Source organism: Nocardioides sp. PD653-B2 (genome assembly GCF_002117935.1).
Taxonomy (GTDB): domain Bacteria; phylum Actinomycetota; class Actinomycetes; order Propionibacteriales; family Nocardioidaceae; genus Nocardioides.
Genome location: NZ_BDJE01000016.1, coordinates 134,633 through 152,780, shown reverse-complemented (window position 1 = coordinate 152,780; position 18,148 = coordinate 134,633). Strand labels below are relative to the sequence as shown.

Genomic DNA, 18,148 nt, shown 5'->3' with positions numbered 1-18,148 from the left:
TCGGCCGCCAGTTCGTCGGCCTTCGCCTTGGCTGCTGCCTTCCGGCCGTCGCGGTCGTCCGCGAGCAGTGCGCTCGCCGCGGCCCGACGCGTACGGCGGTCCCGTCGGCGCTCGCGTCGCGGGGAGACAAGGACTGCACTGTGCAGCCGGCCGTCCTTCCAACCGTTCACAACTGGAGCCCGTTGTGAGCTGACCGGTTGGTTGCCTCAGCGAACCCCGGGAAGTCGCGGTGGGTGTAGGTGATCCGCGACTCAGCGTTGTGGGCGCTGGCGATCGAGTCCGACACCTGATGGAGGATCTCGCCGGCCCGGTGGAGTTCCCATGACACGTGGAACGTCGCCGCGCGTCCGGCCCGGGAGTCACCCGCGACCCAGACACCCTTCATCGCCGCGTTGTCATGGAAGGTCGCGAGCTGATGGAGCGACTGGCTCAGTGACGCCACGGCGGACGTGAGCGACCCGAGAACCGAATAGATCTGGCGCGGGTCGTCGATGGAACGGGTCGCGTGCGCGAGCGCGCGAAGCGCTGTCTGGACTTCATCGGCGTCGGCCGCCGGGTTCTCGAATGTGGGCATCGGTGTCTCCTTCTCGACCTGTTCGAGACGCAGGTGCGCGGGTCACACCGTGCGGCAAAGAGGCAGAGCGGCAGCCGAGAACGCCTGTGCCTGCTGCCCCCAGAGGCGGCGGGTTTCGCACGAGGCTTGGATCGCTGCCTGCTCGATATCGGCGACGGCACGCTCAAGCTCGTCTGGGTCTTGGGCGCTCACCGCGATCAAGCCGGTGTTCCGGAGAATGCCGTGGCCGGCGGTGAGGTCGGCCTCCTGCTGAAGGACGTCGTTGTACTCCGCTGACTGCTGGGCGTCCTCGATCTGCCCGATGCGCTGACGTTGGGCGGCGTCCGAGATGTACTCGGTCTTCTTCTTGCGGATGTTGCGTGCGGCTTGGTCGGTGCGCATCGGCGTGTAGAGCAGCGTGAACGTCCGTCGTACCCCTGACGACAAGAGCACCGGTGCGAGGAAGCCTGGGTACACGAGCGACCGGGGCCACTCGCTGATCCAAAGGACGCAGTGGTACGCGGAGTCGCTGCGCACGCTCGCCCAGCTTTCCGTAACCGCCACCGGGCCCGCCGTGGCCAGATCGCGCCCAAGGTCGCCGTGGCGTTCCAGAGCGCCGGCCACGACAGGGTCGTAGGCCGAGCGCAGAATCAGTGCGAGGTCACCGGGCTCCAGCCACCCCGAGGGCGCGAGGTCGGCTGCCCGGAGAGCTGCGGTCATCGTGGACATCTCTTGGCGGAGTACCGCGGCGGCACCGCGGTTGCCTCCGCCGGCGGCGCGGATTGCGCGACCGGCGGTCTTCAGGTCGAGTGAGATCGAGACGGTGCTCGCATGGCGTTCTCCGGCGGGCCCAGCGCGATCGATCAGCTCGGCGTACGTCGTGGAGGTCCAGGAGTCGTTCTGGCGTCCGTGCTGGGACCACCACTCTGCGAGGCCCTTTCCAGAGTCCGGCAGGGTCCGCTCCATCACCTGTAGGGAGGCGATGCGGCCGGATCGGCAGGTCGTGGCCAATACCCGACCCCAACTCGTCACACGGCGCTGCTGCTCGACCGGGTCGAGCAGGATGAACGCCGGGTGCGTAACGCCGACGATCGCCGTGAGCGTCGCCTGATGCGGGTCATGCACCATGACGGCGCCTGTCTCGGGGTCGACCCACTGGCGCAACCTCGCCGCGTCTCCAGGAAGAGAGAGCGTTCCAGCGGGGCGCGGCTTGGCGATGCGGCGCTGGAACAGCAACTGGCCGCCGAGCGACCGCCACAGCCATCGACTCACCACCGGCATCCACTCCACGAGCTTGCGGCCACCGACGCCGACCCAGGTGAGCGCGGCACAAACAGTCAGGATCGGGACGACATAGACAAGCGAGGCGGCGCCGCCGAAGTACAGCGCGAAGACCAGGGTGATCGCCCCGGCGCCAACCACGATCAGCTGCGCTCCTGAGAGCCCGAGGAGGACTCCGCGCCGGGCCAGCCGGGAGAACTTCACCGGCGCGAGTTCATAGTCGCGCACGGCCCCTTGGTGGGTCATCGCTCAGCCTTTCCGCCGGTTCTAGGCGCCGGGATCGAGTCGGCCACATGGGGTGGCATTGGGCCGCCGGACGTGGGCGGCGCTTGGTTTGCTGCGTCTGCCTGCTCTGAGGCCGTCGCTCCCACGGAGCGACCCATGCCGACTCCTGCGGTGGCCGCCTCTTTCGCCACGACGAGACCGGCCGCAACACCACCCGCAGCCGCGCCTCCAGCGGCAGCGGTCCCGCCGCCTGTGGCGGCACCGGCCGACTCGCTACCCGCGGGAGGGGAACCCGATGAGGGAACCGCTGGGGTCGGGGAGCCCCCACCTGAGGCACCACTCCCGCCACCGCGGGTCCCGCCGTCGAGGATCTTGCTCGGCTCGGCGCTGGGGCGACGGCTCATCGGGATGGGCAACGGCCGGTTGAGAGCGGACTTCGCCTCTTGCTCGGCGGACATCGCGTGGTACATGTCGAAGCCCATGAAGCTGATCGCCTTGTATGTCAGGTACGGCGCGAAGCCGGCGATGAGCATGAGTACGACCCCCGCGATTGGGTCACTGACGGACTGGAGATCGCCATCGATGGGGGCTGAAACCTGGGCCGTGGCGAGCAGGAAGATCACGACCAGGACGACCTTCGACACGATCAGCGCGATCACGAACGACGCCCACTTGCTCACCCAAGCGCGGGTGTGGTCCCAACCGGACCCCGCGAGCGCGATGGGCGCGAACACGATCGCAAGCAGTAGCAGCGCCTTGCGGATGAGGAGACTGATCCAAACGATCACGGCCGCGCCGATGGCGAGGCCGGCGACGAAGATCGTGACGATCGCGCCAGCGCCCGGTGCCGCGATGTTGAGGGTGAGCAAACCAGAGGCGAGGAGCGCGATTCGATCGCCCATCTGCTCCATGTTGGTTCCGGCGGCGTGGACGATGCCGATACAGAGCTGGTCGGTGATCTCCAGCGCGGTCGCCAGGAGCGTGAGTGCGACGAAGGATCCGAGGATCGACTTCGCGAGGCCGAGGGCTGCCCGTGACAAGGCCGCGGGCTCGCGCCTGATCATTCCTCCAATGACCTGGAGCATGAAGAAGCCGAGCATCACGAACACGGCGACGCCGAAGAGGATGTTGTAGACCTTCGTGTACTGGCTGCTGGTGACGTCGACCATGGTGGTCGAGTCGAAGACGTTCCAGACAGCTTCGAACATCCAGCCGGCCGCGTGCCCCATGCTCTGGGCGAGCCAGTCGAACGGCGCTGAGACCAGCGCGCCAGCGGCGTCGCCTGCGACATCGCAGACTCCGGAGATGACTGGTACGTCGCACACGTCGACCATTGGCTTGTCCTCTCCCTAGTGGCGGGTCAGACCGACTGGCCGACGTTCCAGAAGAAGTTGACGAGGGCGACCGAGGCGCCGGTGATGATCGCTGCCCCGAGTCCGACGAGGACGCCGAACTTGCCGCGACCAGCCAGGTGCGGGTTCGACGAGTTCGCGCCGAGTGCCCACACGACCGCCGAGACGATCAGGGCGAGTACGGCGAGAACGAGGCCGACGGTCATCGTCGCGCCGACGATGTTCTTGAGTTGGCTGATGCCCGGCAGCCCGTTGGAGTTCGGGCCGATGTTGATGTCCTGCTGCAAGAGCGAAAAGACGGCTGCGGGTAGACCGAGGTTGATCACGATTCCTCCTGAGTGAGTGGACGGTTCACTCGCTCAGGTGTTCGGGCAGTGCCGCCACGAGTGTCGGAGGTTTACGGAACAATGTGGGGCATGGACGACGACGAGCAGCCTGACGACGGCGAACTGGTTCCCGTTGAAGGCGGCGAGCACGTCGTAATCAGCGACGGAGATGGTCTTGCTGTAGTCGGGAACCCACAGGCTGTGGAGCAGTACCTCCGCCGAAAGGGTCTATGGGAGGCATCGACGAGCCTCGACCTCAGTTGGCTTCGTCCAGTGCTTACGTTCGGCGCTGAAGCGGCCCACTCGGCCGCCGAGGCAGTCGCCAACTCGGGCCGATGGGTGAAACTGACCGTGGAGTCAGCGGAGGACGCCAAACAGCACGGCCTCATGGACACAAAGACGCCTGGTGTGCGTTGGTTGATGGCAGGGAAGCCCGGCGACATCAGCAAATGGCTTGCTACCGAAACCGGGCCGATGGCTTCCGCCGCCACTAACCCGGAGGCTCTCTCCGGACTTGCTTCCCTCCTCTCGAACGCCGCAGGCGCGATGGCTCAGCTTGAGCGGAAGCACGAGGTCCGTGAGATCACGGAGCTCCTCACCGTCATCGACGGGAAGCTTGATGACGTACGAAGGACTCAACGGGACGGGGTCCTGGCGAAGCTGGACGGCGTCTCGTTTGCGATCAGCGAAGCCATGAGCATCCGCGAGAAGACGGGACATGTCTCCGCGCCGTCGTGGTCGAAGGTTCAGCATCTCACTGCGGACATCGCGGAGATCGAATCGAATGCCCTTCGTGCCCTGGATGCGCTGGCGTCGAAGGCAGGATCTGCCGCGAAGGTTCGGGAGCTGGCGAAGCACGCGCCAGAGATCGCCAGTGAGGTGGACGTCTGGTTGTCCGTTCTCGCTCGCTGCTTCCAGTTGCACGAGGAGGCCGCGGTCCTCGAACTCGATCATGTTCGGGAGGTGGCGCCACTGGATCTGGACGGTCACCGCCTCGCGTTGAACGAGTCGAGGGACGGACTTCGCGGGCGCATCATGCAAACGACTGTGGGTCTGATGCGCAGGCTTGATCAAGCGGCAAGCGACGCCGACTTGGAGATCCTGCTTCACTCGCGCAGCGTTCGGGCCATCGTTCAGTCGAGCAACAAGGTCGGGGACTCGGTCATGGCATTCCAAGCGCCGCTGGGTATTGAGACCGAGCGTGAGGCTGTCTCATCCGCCGGCTGGCGGGCTGCCCTGGGGAAGCCCGACCAGTTGAAGGTGGCGGCCAAGGAGGCTGGAACGAAGGCCCTGTACGGAGCCGGCGCGGTGGCGGTATCGGTTGCAAGCGTCGTCGTGGCCCGGTCGGCAAACGACAAAGATCTCAACGCGTAGGGCGACTGTGGTGCTTCCCAAGACCGCCCGGGCGCGCATCAGGAAGCGGTGCGATTCCATCCGGGCGAGCTGTTCGTCGCTCACAACGACGCGCCCACGTCGAGCAACCAGTTGGCCCAGGCGAGCGCAGCGCCGGTGAGTACTGCCCCGCCAACGGCAACAAAGAGTCCAGTCTTCGCTTTGCTCGCGGTCTGCCAACTTCCTTGGGCCGAGCCAATGGCCCAGGTCGCTGCGCAGATGACGACCATCAGGACGGCGACGATCAACCCGTAGGTCAGTAGCGCGCCAACGATCGCGCGGAGCTGGCTGGAGCCGCCAACGGCACCGAAGTCAGGTCCGACCAGCGGAAGTAGACCGGGGATCGTCATGCCGAACAGGTGGGTCTCATCCGCCGAGTCGGCGGATCGCCATCGTCTCGCCGGCGAACTCAGACACAGTCCCGAGGCGCACGTTATCGCCGGTGTGCGGAGCTTGCAGGATCTTGCCTTCGCCGATGTAGATGGCGACGTGATGGGGAGCTGATGCCCCCGCATGGAAGAAGAAGATGAGGTCGCCGGGCTGTTTGGCGTCCCAAGCCACGGTTTGGCCGAAGGCGAGTTGCGCCCCTGAGTAGTGCGGAAGCTGGAGCTTCCCGCCTGACGCTTGGTACGCGGCGTACAGCACGAGTCCTGAGCAGTCGAAGCCAGGCCCGCGGCCGTCGGACCCAATGCCGGACGGTCCGGTGTAGGTGCCGCCGCCCCAGACGTACGGCTTCCCGGTCTGCGATTCGGCGGCGGCAATGAAGGCTCCCGCGAACCCGGGCGGCAGTGGGACGCCAAGGCCATGAGCCTCGTCTCCGCACGAATCGCTCGACGTGCCGGTCGCGATCGCGTCGAGGATCGCTACGGCGACGGGCTCGTAGGCGGCATACCGGTCGGGGTAGGCCGACACCTCAACGGCCTGGGCCGCCACGCCCTTCGGAAGCAGCTTCCAGTCGGGGATGTCGAGCAGTCCGCGAGGCGAACCGTGGTTCGATCCGTTGGGCCCACCGTAGAACGCCAGGGCTTGGTACTCGGCGTCCATGAGATTCTTGACGCTGCCCCACCCCGTGCTCGGGCGCATCTGAAACAGTCCGAGGGAGTCGTGGTCACCGCCGTTTCCGTCGTTCGGGTAGTTCGCGGAATCGGGGTACGCGCTGGTGTTGGAGAGCATCCGCAGGCTCGACTCGGTGAGCGCTGCCATGAGGGCAATGACGATGCCGTCGCGTCCGACATCCTTCGTTCCTCCGCCCACGCTGACGATGGTCGCTGCGCGGGTGAGCTGTGCCTTGTCGAGGGTGACCTCGTTTCCGTCGCTCCTCGTGGCTGTCAGACTGGCGGGAGTCTGGCCGACGACCAGACCCGACGGCAGACACTGGGCCTGCGCGGCCGGGTTGAGCAACACAGCCAGTCCGAGCAGAACGGTGGCCGGCCCGAACAAGATGGCGGTCACCCCCGCGACGACGGCTTTGGACATTGATCACTCCAGCGGCTGGTCGGGCAATGACAGCCGCAGCAGATGGCACTCGGGATACGACGGTCCACAGACGACGAACACGGTGAAGGACACGTCGTGCTCCGACGAGACGGTCGCGTCCTCCCAGACCCCTGCTCGATGGCGGACGCCGTCGATCGTGAACGCCGTCGTGCCGGGCAGGAGCGAGTCGCCTGCTTGGGCTTCCGCTTCGGGCCATTTGGTCGGGGTCGTGACCGCTTCGACGGAGAGCCACTGACGGGTTTCGTATTTCGCGAGCTCCTTCCAGGCGTCCGGGGTCGGAAGGTAGTTGTCGAGGTCCGAGACGAGGCCGGGAGTCGACTCGCCGGTTGGATCGCCGACCGTGCCGAGCTGCTTGACGTGGTCTGTGCGGGTGATGAGCGTCGCGGTATCCCACTCGAAGATCGCCTGGGCGACCTGTCGGGCGAAGGTCTCGGGATCGCTTACGTCAGGCAACGGTGCGATCTGGTTCAGGGGCGTCGCCCCGGCCTCGGGCCTTGGGCCTGTCCGGTGACCGACGTCCGGCTGGGAGGATCTGGCGACTGGTGAACGCTGGATCAGGACGACGTATGCGACCACGGAGATCAGCAACAAGCCAAACGTGATGCCGACGACGATGAGGCGGCGTCGACGGAGGTCGTCGGGAGCGGTCGAATAGAGCATCAGCTTCCACCTCAGTTCTTCTCTCAGTGATGGCGGAGAGGTGTGCCGGGCGGTCCGGTCAGGCCGATATCGGTGCGGACCGCAGCTCGCGGACCTCGTCGGCGAACGTGATGGTCTCGGCGAGCACTCGCTCAAACATTTCCCAGTCGTTCGCTTTGATCTGAGAGGCGATCTCGGTCGGGTTGTAGAACCGCGACCAGCCGTCGAGGTCGCCCCAGGTCAGGACGAAAGCTCGGAGGCTTCGGTGCGCCGAACTGGTCTTCTTCGGCTTGCTCCTCGTTCCGCTGCGGACACGGTTCTGACGGAGCCCTTCCTGCGCCTCCCTAGCGAGCTGCTCCAGCTCCTCGGATGTCGCCGGGCCGGAGGGCATTGGGGTGTCATCGACAGCGATGAGCTCCTTGGCTGCGAGGACCGTGAAGTAGGCCGGCTTCACATCACCGCCACGTTCGATGTTCTCCAGCTCGGCTTGAGCGATCTTCCGCACGGTGTCAGGGAGGCCCCGGTCGGCTGCCACTCGCTCGATCGCGGAGATCTGCTCCAGCATGTTGTACGACGCTTTGCCGGTCACTGCCTCGGCTGCCTGGCGGCGAGTGTCGCCTTGGCCGCGCGGTGCCGCCGCCGCGGCGGCACCGTCGGCTTCATCCGATTCGCTGTCCACGCCGAAGCGACTCGCCTCCTGGCGCCGCTTCCCGTCCTCGCGCATCAGTTCCTTGAGCTCGCGAAACAGCGCCGCCTGCTCCAGCGGGGTGAGCGGCTTGCGCTGCTCATTCTCGTCGTTCTGGGCGAGCAAGCCATTCAGCTCGTCGGAGATCCCGGAACGCACCCATACCTTCAAGGTGCGCCAGCCCAACCGCTTCACGGCTTCGAGCCGACGAGCGCCGCAGACTAGAACTCCGTCCGGAGTGATCGTCACGGGCTGCAGAAGCCCCAGCTTCCGGATCGACATCATCAACGGCTCGATGTCGTCCTCTGGATGCTGCCTGTGCCGGTTGCCGACAACGATCGAGTCGATGCGGCGTTCGAGCTCGATATGCCCGTCGTGCTCAGACATGGTGGCGCCCTCTCGCCTCGAAGCGCATCGGCTGACGGATGCTGGCGATCTCGGCGACCAGCGACCTGTCCGCTAGCAGTGCTTCGGGATCGTCGCCGATGACGAGCCGAAGGAGCATCCCGCGGCCTGCGGAGGTCTGGCGGCGATCAGGGTGCTGGTTGCCGAGGATCACGCGTAGGAACACCAGCCAGGCGCGTTGCTCCACGTCGAGCATCGCCTGCGCGTGGCGATCTCGACGTAGTGCTTCGAACGCGGTGTGGCGGTTGCCTGCACGCAGCAGCCTGGTGCAGATGTACTCGATCGCTGTCCGTGCCACCTCCTCGGGCCAGCGGAGCGCAACGAACACGGCGACGGCATCGTCGACCGCGACCCAGGCATTGGTCGGCTCGTCTCCCTCATCCTCCGCGTCACCGAAGTCGAGCACGTCCTGCGGTGCGGAGATCGCGAATGCTGGATGGAAGTCGACCAACTCGGCCTCTCGGTCGCTGAACCGCTCGGCGTCGTGACGTTCGATGTCTACCTCGCGGCGTGCCTGTTGGTTAGAGCAGAGGAGCCCGTCGGCGCGCTGGTCGTAGACGAGGGTGAGTTCGACGGCGCGGGTCACCACGGCCCAGGGATCGTCGGCCACGCGCACAGCTCGCGTGTGCATCGCGTCGAATGCCGCGATGGCCGCCTCGACCGGCTCATAGCCGTACTTGCGAGCCAGTGCGCCGTACTTCTCCATCGCGTAGCTCATCAGGTCGGATGCCTCGGGGTCGTGGCTCCACCCGTCGGAGCGGTATCGGAGACGGACGAGCATGAGCCGGAGTCCTTCCGTCGTCGTGAAGTCCAGCGGGGCCTCGTTGATTGCTGTGGTCATAGCCCCAACTCCTCCGTCGTGGACACCGTCGGGGTGGCCGATTCCGGTCGAGCGATGGCGGTCCGGCTGATCTTGTGGCCCGCCCGTGCTGCCTTGGCCGGCGCACGCCGTGATCGGCGGACCAGCTCGCTTTGGAGGTCGATTCCTCGACCAGCCCACTTCGAGCTGATCAAGGTGGGCAGCTCGCTGGGCCGTACCCAGGCGATTCCACGTTCGGCCTTCGGAGCGGGGCCGTACGGCCTGGTCGGTACCGAGGGATCCCGATGATGCGCGAGCGCAGAGACCGCCTGGTCGGTCTGCGGCTGAGTCGCGGCGTGCTCGGGCACAACCCGGTTGTCGCGACGCTCGTAGTGGTCGTCGTTGTTCACAGCGTCACCGCCTCAGCCGCGGTCGTAGGGCGCGCGGTGCGCGCCGCCCCCAGCCGACTTGCGATCCGGTACGCCGACCGGATCGTTGCCATCGCCTCTTGGTCAGACAGGCCCGCGGATCGGGCCGCTTCACCGAGCAGGCCGGCGGTCGCGTCGAAGGCATGTCCGTCCTCGACCATCCGGCAGGCGGCCCAGAAGAGTCCGTGGTTACGCGCGCCCTCGGGGCGGGACGCCACCCAATCTGCGAGCTTGTCGGGACGCGAGCCCATCGCTGGCATCGAGGCCGGCGGTCGGGTCGGACGAGGGGGTTCCAGGAAGGAGCGGAGGGCAGTCGCATCCATGGGGGTTGCGCGGTGTTGGGCAACCGCGATCAGGTCGTAAGACCTTCCGGCGACCTGCGACGGCGGCGCGACGATGTAGCCACCGTCCCCACGAAAGTCGACATGCTGGCCGGGCACCTGCCACGAGCGTTGCTCGTCGGCCCGCCCGCACAGGTAGTACGCGTGAACTCCGCCTGACGGAGTGCGGACCAGCCATGCCCAACCCTCAGTGAGTCCAGCGGATCTTGCCCGCTCAAACGCCCCGAACCCGTTGCCGCCCGGATGTACGTCGATGTCGACGACGTTCACGCCAGAGGTCGCGCCTGTGGGGATGCCGATGTTGGCTTCGGGCCAGCGCTGCCACCAGGTCCTCACAGTCGTGAGATCGGAGCTTGCGTCGAGGAAGCCGTGGCTCGTAAGCGGCTGCTTTCCGCCCGGGGTGCACGGGAAGACGGGAATGTCGCGGCCGGCGAGCATCGTGGATGCGGTGACGAGGTCTGGGGCGTCGGACAGGGAGACGGGCAGCCGCGGATTCCACCGCGAAGACCGGGGCTGCCGTTGTGCCGAGTTCATGCGCACGACTTTGCGCCGCAGGGGGCACCAAGTTTCGCCCACGGGCGAGTCGCTCAGGCGGCCACGGGCGAGTTGTCGGGCGAGCGTTTTCGCAGGTCAGCCGCGCCCGTGGTCGTCGCAGAAAGAAATTCGGGGGCGGTCCGTATCAGCGCTCGCCGGCGCGCTTCACGCCGCCCCAGGCGTTGTTCTCCGCCACCGTCCTTGTGCGCTTAGGGACGTCGATCGGCGGAAGGTTGTCGTCGGTCCGGTTGAAGACCTGCTCGTCGAGGATCTGTCCGGCGAGGGTGTCGTGCCCCTCAGCCTCGGCGACCTTGGCGAGGTCGAGGCGGCAGACCTCGTCGTACGGTGCAGCCGCACAGCCCTTCTCGGCCGCCATGTGGGCGCGATCGAGGTCGCCTCGCGAGAAGGCGTCGGTGGCGACGATGTGGGCGACATCGACCACGGCGAACGCCGCGATTTCGTGGGCGCGCTCGCCATCGAGCAGCCAGCTCCAGCCAGGAGTGCGTAGGTCGCTGAACGGCTCGCCGCTGACGAGTTCCAGCGCCGCAACAAGGTCGCCCATCCCGTCGGTGCCGCGGGCCTGAGCGCGGGCACGGAGGCGACGGAACAGGTCGAGGTCGACGAGGACGTCGGTCAGTTGGTAGCCGTTAGTGCCCCGGTCGCGGTGAGCCGGAGATGTTGTAGCTGCTGGCAGGTGCAGCTCACCGGTCCGTGGGTCGGTGCCGAACCATGTCCGGATGTATCCGAGGTCGGTTCGCGCTCGGGACTGGGTCATGCCGAATGCCTCACGGACCTGCCGCGATGAGACCCCGGTCGGGTGGAGGGCCAGGAACGTCACGAGCTCGTTGAAGTAGGCCCGCCGCTCTGCAACCGCCGACGGTGGATCGCCCTGCGCGATGACGGTTACGGGACCGAGGAGCTGCAACTTAGGCAACGCACTCTCCGGATTGCGCCACTCTGCCAGGTCGTCGTCGAGCTGTGGGTCCGACTCCTCGACGATCCGTCGGGATTGCGCCGAGACGACCGGGGCAAGGACCTCGACATCGTCAGCCGTCGTCGGTGCCACGGCTTCGTATCGCTGTGTCGCCTCGGGCAGCAGCGACGTGCCGCCTGCTTCTCCCTGCGGACGTGCTTCGGTCAGGTCGGTGATCAGCGCCCCGGCGTGATCCGCGAGGGCCCGCCAACCAGTCGCACCCTCGTCCCGAGGCATCGGCACCACGACTGCCTCCCTGGTCAGGTCGACGATCGCCGCGGTGGCAGTTGCTTCGGTGGACGTGAGCCCGGCGGCCGCCAGATCGAGTTCGAGATGTGGCACCCGCAGCCGGCCATCGTGGGTCAACTCGATCACCGTGTCTTCCGGCTCGGCATCTCCGATGTCGACGACCGCGAAGCCCGACCTGGACGTCTGGTGCCGTATGAGTTCGGCGAGCGCGCGAACTTCGCTGGTTCGCGGACCGGTCACGAGCAGGGCGTGGAATGGCTCAGGGTCGCCTTGCCCGAGAGCCTGAGCTTCGGCCAGATCCCGCTGGAGGTGAGCAAGGAACGCCGTGTCGTCCTGCGCGTGGCATCGGAGTCGGCCGGGGTCCAGCGACGACAACTCAGAAGCAACACCAATCGCGTCGACCGTCGAGATGACGGTCCACGGGCTCAGCGCCAGTTCAGCTGTGAGATGGCGAGCGAGTGCCGTCGCCACGTCCGCGTCGCCGGTTAGCGCAGTCGATCCAGCCCTCTCGAAGTCGAGCAACCACAATGTCCCGTCGTCTCCCTGGCCGACGCTGGCGAGGAGCGGATACGGCGGGAGGACGTCCTCGTCGCCCACGGGCGAGTCCAGGTGCGCCGCCCATGTGAACGACGATCCAGTCCACGGCGTCGGGAGGTCGGCCGCCTCGGCGAGGTGCAGCGTGACCGTCTCCGTGCCAACCTCGACAGCGTTGAGCTTGGGCACCTCGTCCATGGCCGCGGCGAGATGACGGAGCAGGCGGTCGAGTTGGTCGATCACCTCCGCGGCGGGCGCACCAGCGACGGTGGCGGTCTTCTCGATGGCTCGGACTTCGGCTGGGGGCGGTGCAATGCCGAAGCCGGGGCGACGGTGGCGCTGCTGGGTACGGCGGTGCGCGCGCACGCAGAGCAGCACCGAGCCGGCGAGAAGAACTCCGGCTCCTGTCAGGCCCGGTAGCAGCCACGTCACCGTGGCGCCATCTGCGTCGTCGACCTGGTTCGGCTCTGCTACCGCGGGAGGCTCGGCCGGCTCGGCAGTGTCGGCGTTGCCGGGCGGCTCGATCGGCGGAGCATCTTCGACAGGATCTGGACCAAGATGCTTCCCGCCCGGTGTCTGTACCGGCGGGTTTTCGACGGAAGGAGACTCGACCACGGGCGAGTCGAGCGCGGCCGGAATCGTCAGTTCCCAGCCGGGCCGGATCAGGTTGGGGTCTGTTAGGTGCTGACCGTCCGCCTGCACCGTGTCGTGCGACGCCTCGAAGATCTCCGGGTACCGCTTGCCGTCACCCAGTTCCTCCTCTGCGACGTCCCAGAGCGTGTCACCAGCCTCCACGACGTACGAGTTGTCCGAGTTCGGCTCATCGGTCGGGTCGACAACTGGCGCGGCGTCAATGGGGAGGCGCAGAGTCAGCCCGGGGTCGATGAAGCTGGGTTCTCCATGGAGGACCGCTTCGTTCAGCGCGATGATCTCGCGGTAGCGCATGCCATCGCCGAGGTGTTCCTGCGCGATCTTCCACAGGCTGTCGCCTCGACGCACGACGTAATCGACCGTGGGCGTCTCCTCATGGGTCGCGGCTTCCGGCGCCGGAGCCGCAGAAGGAGCGAGAGACGCCTCCGGCTGGTTGGCGATCGGAGGTGCCTCGACCACCGGCGCTGCGTGCGCCACCTGTGGGGCGAACACCGGCGCGCCGACCGGCGCAACGGCGAAGAAGAGCGCTGCCGTCGCGACGAGCCGCCCTGCCAGACCTTGCGGAATTGCGAGACCGGGCAACCGGGGTGCGGTGACGCCGCGGATCGCGGCCAGGATCTCGACGAGGAGAGACAGAGCGAGAACCACCCAGGCGACCCATGCAACGACGCCGATCACCAGCAGCGCGAGAGTGCCGTCGTCCGGGCTGGTCAGCAGGGTGCCGAGCTCGCCGAGGTCCTCGGTCCACGGGGTCACTCCGATCGCTAGGAGCAGGAGCGGAGTCCCGACCACCATCACGAGGATGAGCAGGGTGGCTCCCAGCCCGGCGGCACGGTTGCGTGCGGTCACTGTTCGATACCTCCAAGGCTGCGGACGATGCGGGCGGAGGCTTCGGAGGTCACCGTGAGGTCGCCGATGCCGATGAAGCTCAGGAACTTGGGCGTGTAGGTGTCGGTCACCTCGACGTGGACCGTGTCGCCGCCGGTCACTGTCACGGTTCCGGTGACGCCGGCCGCTGCGAGGTACTCCTGGGCGGCGGTTCGAGCCGCCGCGGTGTCGACACTCACGTAGCGGCCCTCGATGGCCGGCCCGGCTTCGACTTGTTCACCGCCGACGCGGGCGGCCTCGGCGGCGACGTTGTGGGCACGCTGCTTGGCATGGATCTGTCCGCCGAGGTCGACGGCGAGTCCGACGAGGACCATCATCACGAAGCTGGCGGTCACCATCCACAGTGAGATGGAGCCGCGTTCGTCGCGAGTTCGTCGCATCATCCGCGTTCCCTCCATGTATCAATAGGGCTGGTGCTGGTCGCTCGGATCAGGCGGCTACCTGGCACCCCGGGAATGGACAGGTCTGACAGGTCGAGGCGGCACTGGACGGTGACGGAGACGGTCGCGGCCTCGCCGACCGTACGGCTGAACTGGCTGGCGTCGATGGTGACGTCGATGTCGAGGCAGTGGATGCCTTCGTTGGAGAGGCTGGTGGTTGCCGCTGAGATCGCCTGCGTTCTGGCCGATGCGCTCGTGCGCTCAAGGGATGCCGAGCGGGCAGCGTCAGCCGCGGCAGTCTCAACCGACTGGTGCGTCGTAGCGGTGCGCCCACCGAAGATGATGAGTCCGACGAAGAGCAGGAACGCGGGCACGCCGATGACAGCCTCGATGGCTGCCGATCCGCGCTCGTCGCGCGCCCGCGGGCGAGTCATGGTGTCGTCAGCCTCTCGACGGGAACGGAGGCTTCTTGGCGGACGACGGGTGACCAGCCGGGGATGACGCTCAGCGAGTGCCCTTGGACGACCACGGTCACCGTTGTGGCCGTGCGGTTGGCCGTTGTGGTGGCGCCCGGGAGCACGTCGTCACCGCCGGCCTGCTCGATGAATGCGTTAGCTGCCTGTACGCCGTCCGACTCGTGACCGTGCTCACCGGCGGCAGCCCGGGCGCCCTCTTGCGCAGCCGCGATTGCCGCGGAACGGGCGTGGTAGAACAGCGCCGCCTGCATCCCGAGGAACATCACGGCGAAGAGCGCCGGCAGCAGGATCATCAGCTCGATCGTCGCCGAGCCGCGTTCGTCCTGTCGGCGACGGCTACTTGATGTTGCCGGCCTGGTTCGTGACATATGTCTTCACCGCGGCTACGACGATTGCGACGATGGCGATCACGGCCACCGCCCAGAGCACATGCTCGGTGGTCACCGAGCCGCGCTCGTCACGGCGCTGGAGTCGCGACTCCAGTCCGAACGTGAGCGCGAGCAGCGCTCCGATGAGTCGTTCCATTGGTGGGCTCCTTTCCTTGGTTAATCTGTCGGTGGTCAGGTGTTGCTGAACATCCGCAGCAGCGACGGGGCGACGAGCAGCGCCATGAAGATGACGCCGAGGAGCGAGCCGGGGATGGTCATGCGCTCGCCGACGGCGTTGGCCTCCGCGATCTCGTCGTTGAGCATCGCCGTGCGCATCGCGGCGGACCGGGCACGAAGTGTGGTGTAGATCGAGGCCCCCTCCTCGCCCGAGAGCCGCATGATGTCGGCGAAGTCGTCGAGCTCAGGCAAGCCGAGCTCGTCAGCCAAGGTGTGCAGCGCGTCCCAAGGCGGGAGACCCGACCAGCGAGAGCGCGTCAACTCCTCCGCGAGCCGACTGAAGACCCACGAGTCGCCCACTTCGGCCGCCGACTCCATCGCCTGCCGGACCCCGGAGCCGTTGTTCCGCTCCAGAGCGACGAGGTCGATGTACGCGCCGAGCGCTCTGGCGAACTCGAGCCGGGCCTTCCGCGCGTCATCGACGGCGTTGTAGTTCGGCATGAAGAACATCAGGGCAGCCAGTCCGAGCGAGGCCAGCGGCGGGACGGCGATCGGCAACCCCAGGCCGATGAGGTCGAAGAACCACGCGAGCAGCGGCGGGATCACCAGGCCGAGCCCGGCGAAGGCCAGCTTGTCGCCGTAGAACTGAGCCAACGGGATGCGGAGGATCGCGAGCTCGCGGGTCGGCGTACGCACCCACATCGCCGCAGGCAGAGTCTTCATAGCCCATACGCCCGCTCGCTCCTTGCCGGAGGTGGCCGAGGCCGTGCCGAGCAGGTGAGCCCGGCTGCGAGTGGGTGTCAGCCGCCCCAGCGCCTCGGCCAGATCCGGCTCCGCCGGCATGAGCCGCATGACCAGGAGGACGACGCCGAGCGACACGAGGGCGCCCGCGCCGAGAGCGAGTTGGAGTCCGGTGGTCATGCCGCACCGCCAGATGTGCCAAGGAACCGCGGCAGGTTCCGGCCCAACGCCATCCGCTTCATCCAGACCAGCGTCGCGACGTAAGCCGAGAGGAGGCTGATGAGGATGACCTGGCCGAACGGGCTCTTGTACGGCGCGACGTATGACCCGGAAATCGCGAGGATCACAAGCACGCCTGCGCTGATCAACGTCACCCAGCGTGCGGTCGCTCGCGGCTTGGCTCGGTCAGCTTCCACTTGCCGCCGCGCGCGGACGTCGGCAGCCACGGACTCGGCGAGCCCTTCGAGCACGCTCGACAGACCAGCGCCGCGACGGCGCGCACCGAGGATGAGGTTGGCAGCAATGAGGTCGCCCGTGGAGTCGTCCAGCTCGTCGGCGAAGGCACGCAGTGCGTCCTCGGTGACCCAGCGGGCACGAAGCCGTGCCACCAATCGAGTGACCTCGGGAGTAATGGCAGCGGGTGTGGATCGCAGCGTCGCCACCAATGCCTGCTCCAGCCCGACTCCGATCGTGAGTACGCCGGAGAGGGAGCGGGTCCATTCCTCCATCGCTTCCAGCCGCTGAATCCTTGATGCGGCCGAGCCCGCCGACAGCAGCATCGGTAGCCCGACGGCTGCGGCCGGAACCGCCATGAGGGCGAGCATCCACCCGGTGACCAGCCACGCGATGACTCCGACGGCGAGTCCACCGAATAGCAGCAAACGGGTGGTGCGGTCGAGGTTCTGGAATCGCCGCACCCGACGAGAGGAGGGGCGCTTCTCCGGGACCGCCGTCGGTCGCAGTCCGAGGGTCACTCCGATGATGCCAGCGACGATCAGCGCGCCAGCGAGAGCAGGGACGAGCGCGATCATGAGCGCACCTCCTGATGCATCAGGTAGCTCGGGAGATCGAAGCCGTACGACGCGAGCGACCGGAATTCGTCGGGCAGGACCGCTGGGACCGCGGTGCCGTCCCGGTCCGGGGCGAAGATGTGGGTGGTCGCGTAGCCGGTCTCGCGCTCGCCGGGTTCGAGGGCAATGATCTCGGCGACCCTGCGCCGGCGCTGCGAGACGCCGTTCACCGTCGAGGTGCGCAGGTCGAGCTGCACGATCAGGTCGATCGTCGCAGCCAGCTTCGAGGCCGCCAGATCGTGGGTGACATGAGGGCCAGCCTCCATCGCGCACGTCACCAGCTTGCGGACGGCGCCCACCGCGTCGGAGGCGTGGGTAGTGGAGATGGAACCGGTGCCGGACTCCATCGCCTTGATCATCGCCCAGATCTCCTTGCCGCGGACCTCGCCGACGATCTGCCGGGAGAGGTTGAAGCGGAAGGAGTCGACGAGTGCGTCATCGAGGGTGAACTCGCCGGCCATCCGGCCGTCCGGTCCGCGCTCGCCGGAACCCGGGCGTGCCTCCCATGGGTGGACGATCTTGTGACGCTTCAGCTCGTGGAGGTGCAGCTCGTATTCGGTCTCGAAGGTGCCGATCGCCTCCATGGGGTCGATCTCCCCACAGAGGGCACGAACCATGGTTGTCTTTCCTGCACCCTGGCTGCCGGCGACGACGACGCTCTTGCGAGCCCGAACCGCGGCCCGGAGGAACGAAGCGGCGACTGGCGTCAGCATCTGTCGCTCGACGAGGTCGTCGAGGGTGACCTGCATCAGCCGGTGGCGGCGGATGACCACCGACGGCCGGGGCGTCACCCACGCGGCGGCGGCGAGACGGGAGCCGCCATCGAGGCGGAGGTGAAGCCTGGGCTGGGCCTCGGAGAAGCCGCGAGCGTTGACTTCCGAACGGGAGGCCAGGAACACGAGGAAGTCGATCAACTCCTCGTCTGAGTCGGCTACAGATGGTCCGTCGACGAGGGACCCGTCGATGAGTTCCAGCATCACGTTGTCGTGGCCGGCGATGATGATGTTCTCGACGTCGTCGTTGTCGACGAGTGGCTGGAGTCGGCCGAGCCGGAACAGCGAGTCGAAGACAGCACGAGCGAGTGCCTTCTGCTGTCCGAGTGGCCAGGCGCGGTCGCCAGCGTTGACCCGGTCGGCGACGGCCGATTCGATGAGGTCAAGCACGATTGAGCGGCCGAGTTCCTC

The 18,148-nt window shown here is 67.1% G+C and carries 20 protein-coding genes; 1 reads left to right on the top strand and 19 read right to left on the bottom strand.

Features of this window, described 5'->3' with window-relative positions; all coding sequences use genetic code 11:
• Positions 1–166 precede the first annotated feature (166 nt).
• Genes PD653B2_RS07820 through PD653B2_RS07800 form a run of 4 tightly spaced genes read right to left on the bottom strand, consistent with a single transcriptional unit; the run spans position 167 to position 3,734 of the window.
• Entirely contained in the window at positions 167–574 is a 408-nt protein-coding gene (locus tag PD653B2_RS07820; protein WP_085871769.1) for a hypothetical protein, read from the bottom strand.
• A 42-nt stretch (positions 575–616) separates the two neighbouring features.
• The gene (locus PD653B2_RS07815) at positions 617–2,080 is read right to left on the bottom strand and encodes an SCO6880 family protein (RefSeq protein WP_085871768.1); all 1,464 of its coding nucleotides are present in this window, start codon (positions 2,078–2,080) and stop codon (positions 617–619) included.
• A complete protein-coding gene (locus PD653B2_RS24215) occupies positions 2,077–3,393 on the bottom strand; it encodes a conjugal transfer protein TrbL (RefSeq protein ID WP_089503909.1) in 1,317 nt (438 codons plus the stop codon). The genes PD653B2_RS07815 and PD653B2_RS24215 overlap by 4 nt, the downstream gene beginning before the upstream one ends.
• 26 nt (positions 3,394–3,419) lie before the next feature.
• Entirely contained in the window at positions 3,420–3,734 is a 315-nt protein-coding gene (locus PD653B2_RS07800; protein ID WP_085871823.1) for a DUF6112 family protein, read from the bottom strand.
• Positions 3,735–3,827: 93 nt separating this feature from the next.
• Between PD653B2_RS07800 and PD653B2_RS07795 the strand changes: the two genes are divergently transcribed.
• The gene (locus PD653B2_RS07795) at positions 3,828–5,111 is read left to right on the top strand and encodes a hypothetical protein (protein WP_133059020.1); all 1,284 of its coding nucleotides are present in this window, start codon (positions 3,828–3,830) and stop codon (positions 5,109–5,111) included.
• 80 nt (positions 5,112–5,191) lie between these two features.
• On the opposite strand, the gene PD653B2_RS07790 is transcribed toward PD653B2_RS07795, so the two are convergent.
• From PD653B2_RS07790 to PD653B2_RS07725, 15 genes are all read right to left on the bottom strand, one after another.
• Positions 5,192–5,479, bottom strand: a complete 288-nt coding sequence (locus PD653B2_RS07790) for a DUF6112 family protein (protein WP_085871764.1) — start codon at positions 5,477–5,479, stop codon at positions 5,192–5,194.
• A gap of 16 nt (positions 5,480–5,495) precedes the next feature.
• Positions 5,496–6,605 (bottom strand): C40 family peptidase, encoded by a 1,110-nt coding sequence (locus tag PD653B2_RS07785; protein WP_085871763.1) that lies wholly within the window; start codon positions 6,603–6,605, stop codon positions 5,496–5,498.
• 3 nt (positions 6,606–6,608) lie between these two features.
• The gene (locus tag PD653B2_RS07780; RefSeq protein WP_085871762.1) at positions 6,609–7,286 is read right to left on the bottom strand and encodes a hypothetical protein; all 678 of its coding nucleotides are present in this window, start codon (positions 7,284–7,286) and stop codon (positions 6,609–6,611) included.
• A 58-nt stretch (positions 7,287–7,344) separates the two neighbouring features.
• Complete coding sequence (locus PD653B2_RS07775; RefSeq protein ID WP_085871761.1) at positions 7,345–8,337, bottom strand: ParB/RepB/Spo0J family partition protein; 993 nt, start codon at positions 8,335–8,337, stop codon at positions 7,345–7,347.
• Positions 8,330–9,196 carry a hypothetical protein gene (locus tag PD653B2_RS07770; protein ID WP_085871760.1) on the bottom strand — a complete coding sequence of 289 codons (867 nt, stop codon included), beginning with the start codon at positions 9,194–9,196 and terminating at the stop codon, positions 8,330–8,332. The genes PD653B2_RS07775 and PD653B2_RS07770 overlap by 8 nt, the downstream gene beginning before the upstream one ends.
• The gene (locus tag PD653B2_RS24590) at positions 9,193–9,564 is read right to left on the bottom strand and encodes a hypothetical protein (protein ID WP_133059405.1); all 372 of its coding nucleotides are present in this window, start codon (positions 9,562–9,564) and stop codon (positions 9,193–9,195) included. The genes PD653B2_RS07770 and PD653B2_RS24590 overlap by 4 nt, the downstream gene beginning before the upstream one ends.
• Entirely contained in the window at positions 9,561–10,457 is an 897-nt protein-coding gene (locus PD653B2_RS07765) for a bifunctional DNA primase/polymerase (RefSeq protein WP_085871759.1), read from the bottom strand. Before PD653B2_RS07765 ends, PD653B2_RS24590 begins: the two co-directional genes overlap by 4 nt.
• Positions 10,458–10,602: 145 nt before the next feature.
• Positions 10,603–13,713: a LysM peptidoglycan-binding domain-containing protein gene (locus tag PD653B2_RS07760; RefSeq protein ID WP_085871758.1), complete on the bottom strand. Its 3,111-nt coding sequence runs from the start codon at positions 13,711–13,713 to the stop codon at positions 10,603–10,605.
• Positions 13,710–14,135, bottom strand: coding sequence for a TadE/TadG family type IV pilus assembly protein (locus tag PD653B2_RS07755; protein ID WP_085871757.1), 426 nt, complete (start codon positions 14,133–14,135; stop codon positions 13,710–13,712). The genes PD653B2_RS07760 and PD653B2_RS07755 overlap by 4 nt, the downstream gene beginning before the upstream one ends.
• Positions 14,132–14,566: a TadE/TadG family type IV pilus assembly protein gene (locus PD653B2_RS07750; protein ID WP_085871756.1), complete on the bottom strand. Its 435-nt coding sequence runs from the start codon at positions 14,564–14,566 to the stop codon at positions 14,132–14,134. Before PD653B2_RS07750 ends, PD653B2_RS07755 begins: the two co-directional genes overlap by 4 nt.
• Positions 14,563–14,976 carry a TadE/TadG family type IV pilus assembly protein gene (locus PD653B2_RS07745; protein WP_085871755.1) on the bottom strand — a complete coding sequence of 138 codons (414 nt, stop codon included), beginning with the start codon at positions 14,974–14,976 and terminating at the stop codon, positions 14,563–14,565. The genes PD653B2_RS07750 and PD653B2_RS07745 overlap by 4 nt, the downstream gene beginning before the upstream one ends.
• Positions 14,945–15,133 carry a hypothetical protein gene (locus PD653B2_RS07740; RefSeq protein WP_085871754.1) on the bottom strand — a complete coding sequence of 63 codons (189 nt, stop codon included), beginning with the start codon at positions 15,131–15,133 and terminating at the stop codon, positions 14,945–14,947. Before PD653B2_RS07740 ends, PD653B2_RS07745 begins: the two co-directional genes overlap by 32 nt.
• A gap of 35 nt (positions 15,134–15,168) precedes the next feature.
• Positions 15,169–16,074, bottom strand: a complete 906-nt coding sequence (locus tag PD653B2_RS07735; RefSeq protein ID WP_085871753.1) for a type II secretion system F family protein — start codon at positions 16,072–16,074, stop codon at positions 15,169–15,171.
• The gene (locus PD653B2_RS07730) at positions 16,071–16,925 is read right to left on the bottom strand and encodes a type II secretion system F family protein (protein WP_085871752.1); all 855 of its coding nucleotides are present in this window, start codon (positions 16,923–16,925) and stop codon (positions 16,071–16,073) included. Before PD653B2_RS07730 ends, PD653B2_RS07735 begins: the two co-directional genes overlap by 4 nt.
• Positions 16,922–18,127, bottom strand: coding sequence for a CpaF family protein (locus PD653B2_RS07725; RefSeq protein WP_242665183.1), 1,206 nt, complete (start codon positions 18,125–18,127; stop codon positions 16,922–16,924). Before PD653B2_RS07725 ends, PD653B2_RS07730 begins: the two co-directional genes overlap by 4 nt.
• Between the last annotated feature and the right edge of the window lie 21 nt (positions 18,128–18,148).

Excerpts from the sequence above, each read along its gene's own strand:
- PD653B2_RS07820 (WP_085871769.1), bottom strand. The coding sequence starts at position 574 with ATGCCCACATTCGAGAACCCGGCGGCCGACGCCGATGAAGTCCAGACA.
- PD653B2_RS07815 (WP_085871768.1), bottom strand. The coding sequence starts at position 2,080 with ATGACCCACCAAGGGGCCGTGCGCGACTATGAACTCGCGCCGGTGAAG.
- PD653B2_RS24215 (WP_089503909.1), bottom strand. The coding sequence starts at position 3,393 with ATGGTCGACGTGTGCGACGTACCAGTCATCTCCGGAGTCTGCGATGTC.
- PD653B2_RS07795 (WP_133059020.1), top strand. The coding sequence starts at position 3,828 with ATGGACGACGACGAGCAGCCTGACGACGGCGAACTGGTTCCCGTTGAA.
- PD653B2_RS07790 (WP_085871764.1), bottom strand. The coding sequence starts at position 5,479 with ATGACGATCCCCGGTCTACTTCCGCTGGTCGGACCTGACTTCGGTGCC.
- PD653B2_RS07785 (WP_085871763.1), bottom strand. The coding sequence starts at position 6,605 with ATGTCCAAAGCCGTCGTCGCGGGGGTGACCGCCATCTTGTTCGGGCCG.
- PD653B2_RS07780 (WP_085871762.1), bottom strand. The coding sequence starts at position 7,286 with ATGCTCTATTCGACCGCTCCCGACGACCTCCGTCGACGCCGCCTCATC.
- PD653B2_RS07775 (WP_085871761.1), bottom strand. The coding sequence starts at position 8,337 with ATGTCTGAGCACGACGGGCATATCGAGCTCGAACGCCGCATCGACTCG.
- PD653B2_RS07770 (WP_085871760.1), bottom strand. The coding sequence starts at position 9,196 with ATGACCACAGCAATCAACGAGGCCCCGCTGGACTTCACGACGACGGAA.
- PD653B2_RS07765 (WP_085871759.1), bottom strand. The coding sequence starts at position 10,457 with ATGAACTCGGCACAACGGCAGCCCCGGTCTTCGCGGTGGAATCCGCGG.
- PD653B2_RS07755 (WP_085871757.1), bottom strand. The coding sequence starts at position 14,135 with ATGATGCGACGAACTCGCGACGAACGCGGCTCCATCTCACTGTGGATG.
- PD653B2_RS07750 (WP_085871756.1), bottom strand. The coding sequence starts at position 14,566 with ATGACTCGCCCGCGGGCGCGCGACGAGCGCGGATCGGCAGCCATCGAG.
- PD653B2_RS07745 (WP_085871755.1), bottom strand. The coding sequence starts at position 14,976 with ATGTCACGAACCAGGCCGGCAACATCAAGTAGCCGTCGCCGACAGGAC.
- PD653B2_RS07740 (WP_085871754.1), bottom strand. The coding sequence starts at position 15,133 with ATGGAACGACTCATCGGAGCGCTGCTCGCGCTCACGTTCGGACTGGAG.
- PD653B2_RS07735 (WP_085871753.1), bottom strand. The coding sequence starts at position 16,074 with ATGACCACCGGACTCCAACTCGCTCTCGGCGCGGGCGCCCTCGTGTCG.
- PD653B2_RS07730 (WP_085871752.1), bottom strand. The coding sequence starts at position 16,925 with ATGATCGCGCTCGTCCCTGCTCTCGCTGGCGCGCTGATCGTCGCTGGC.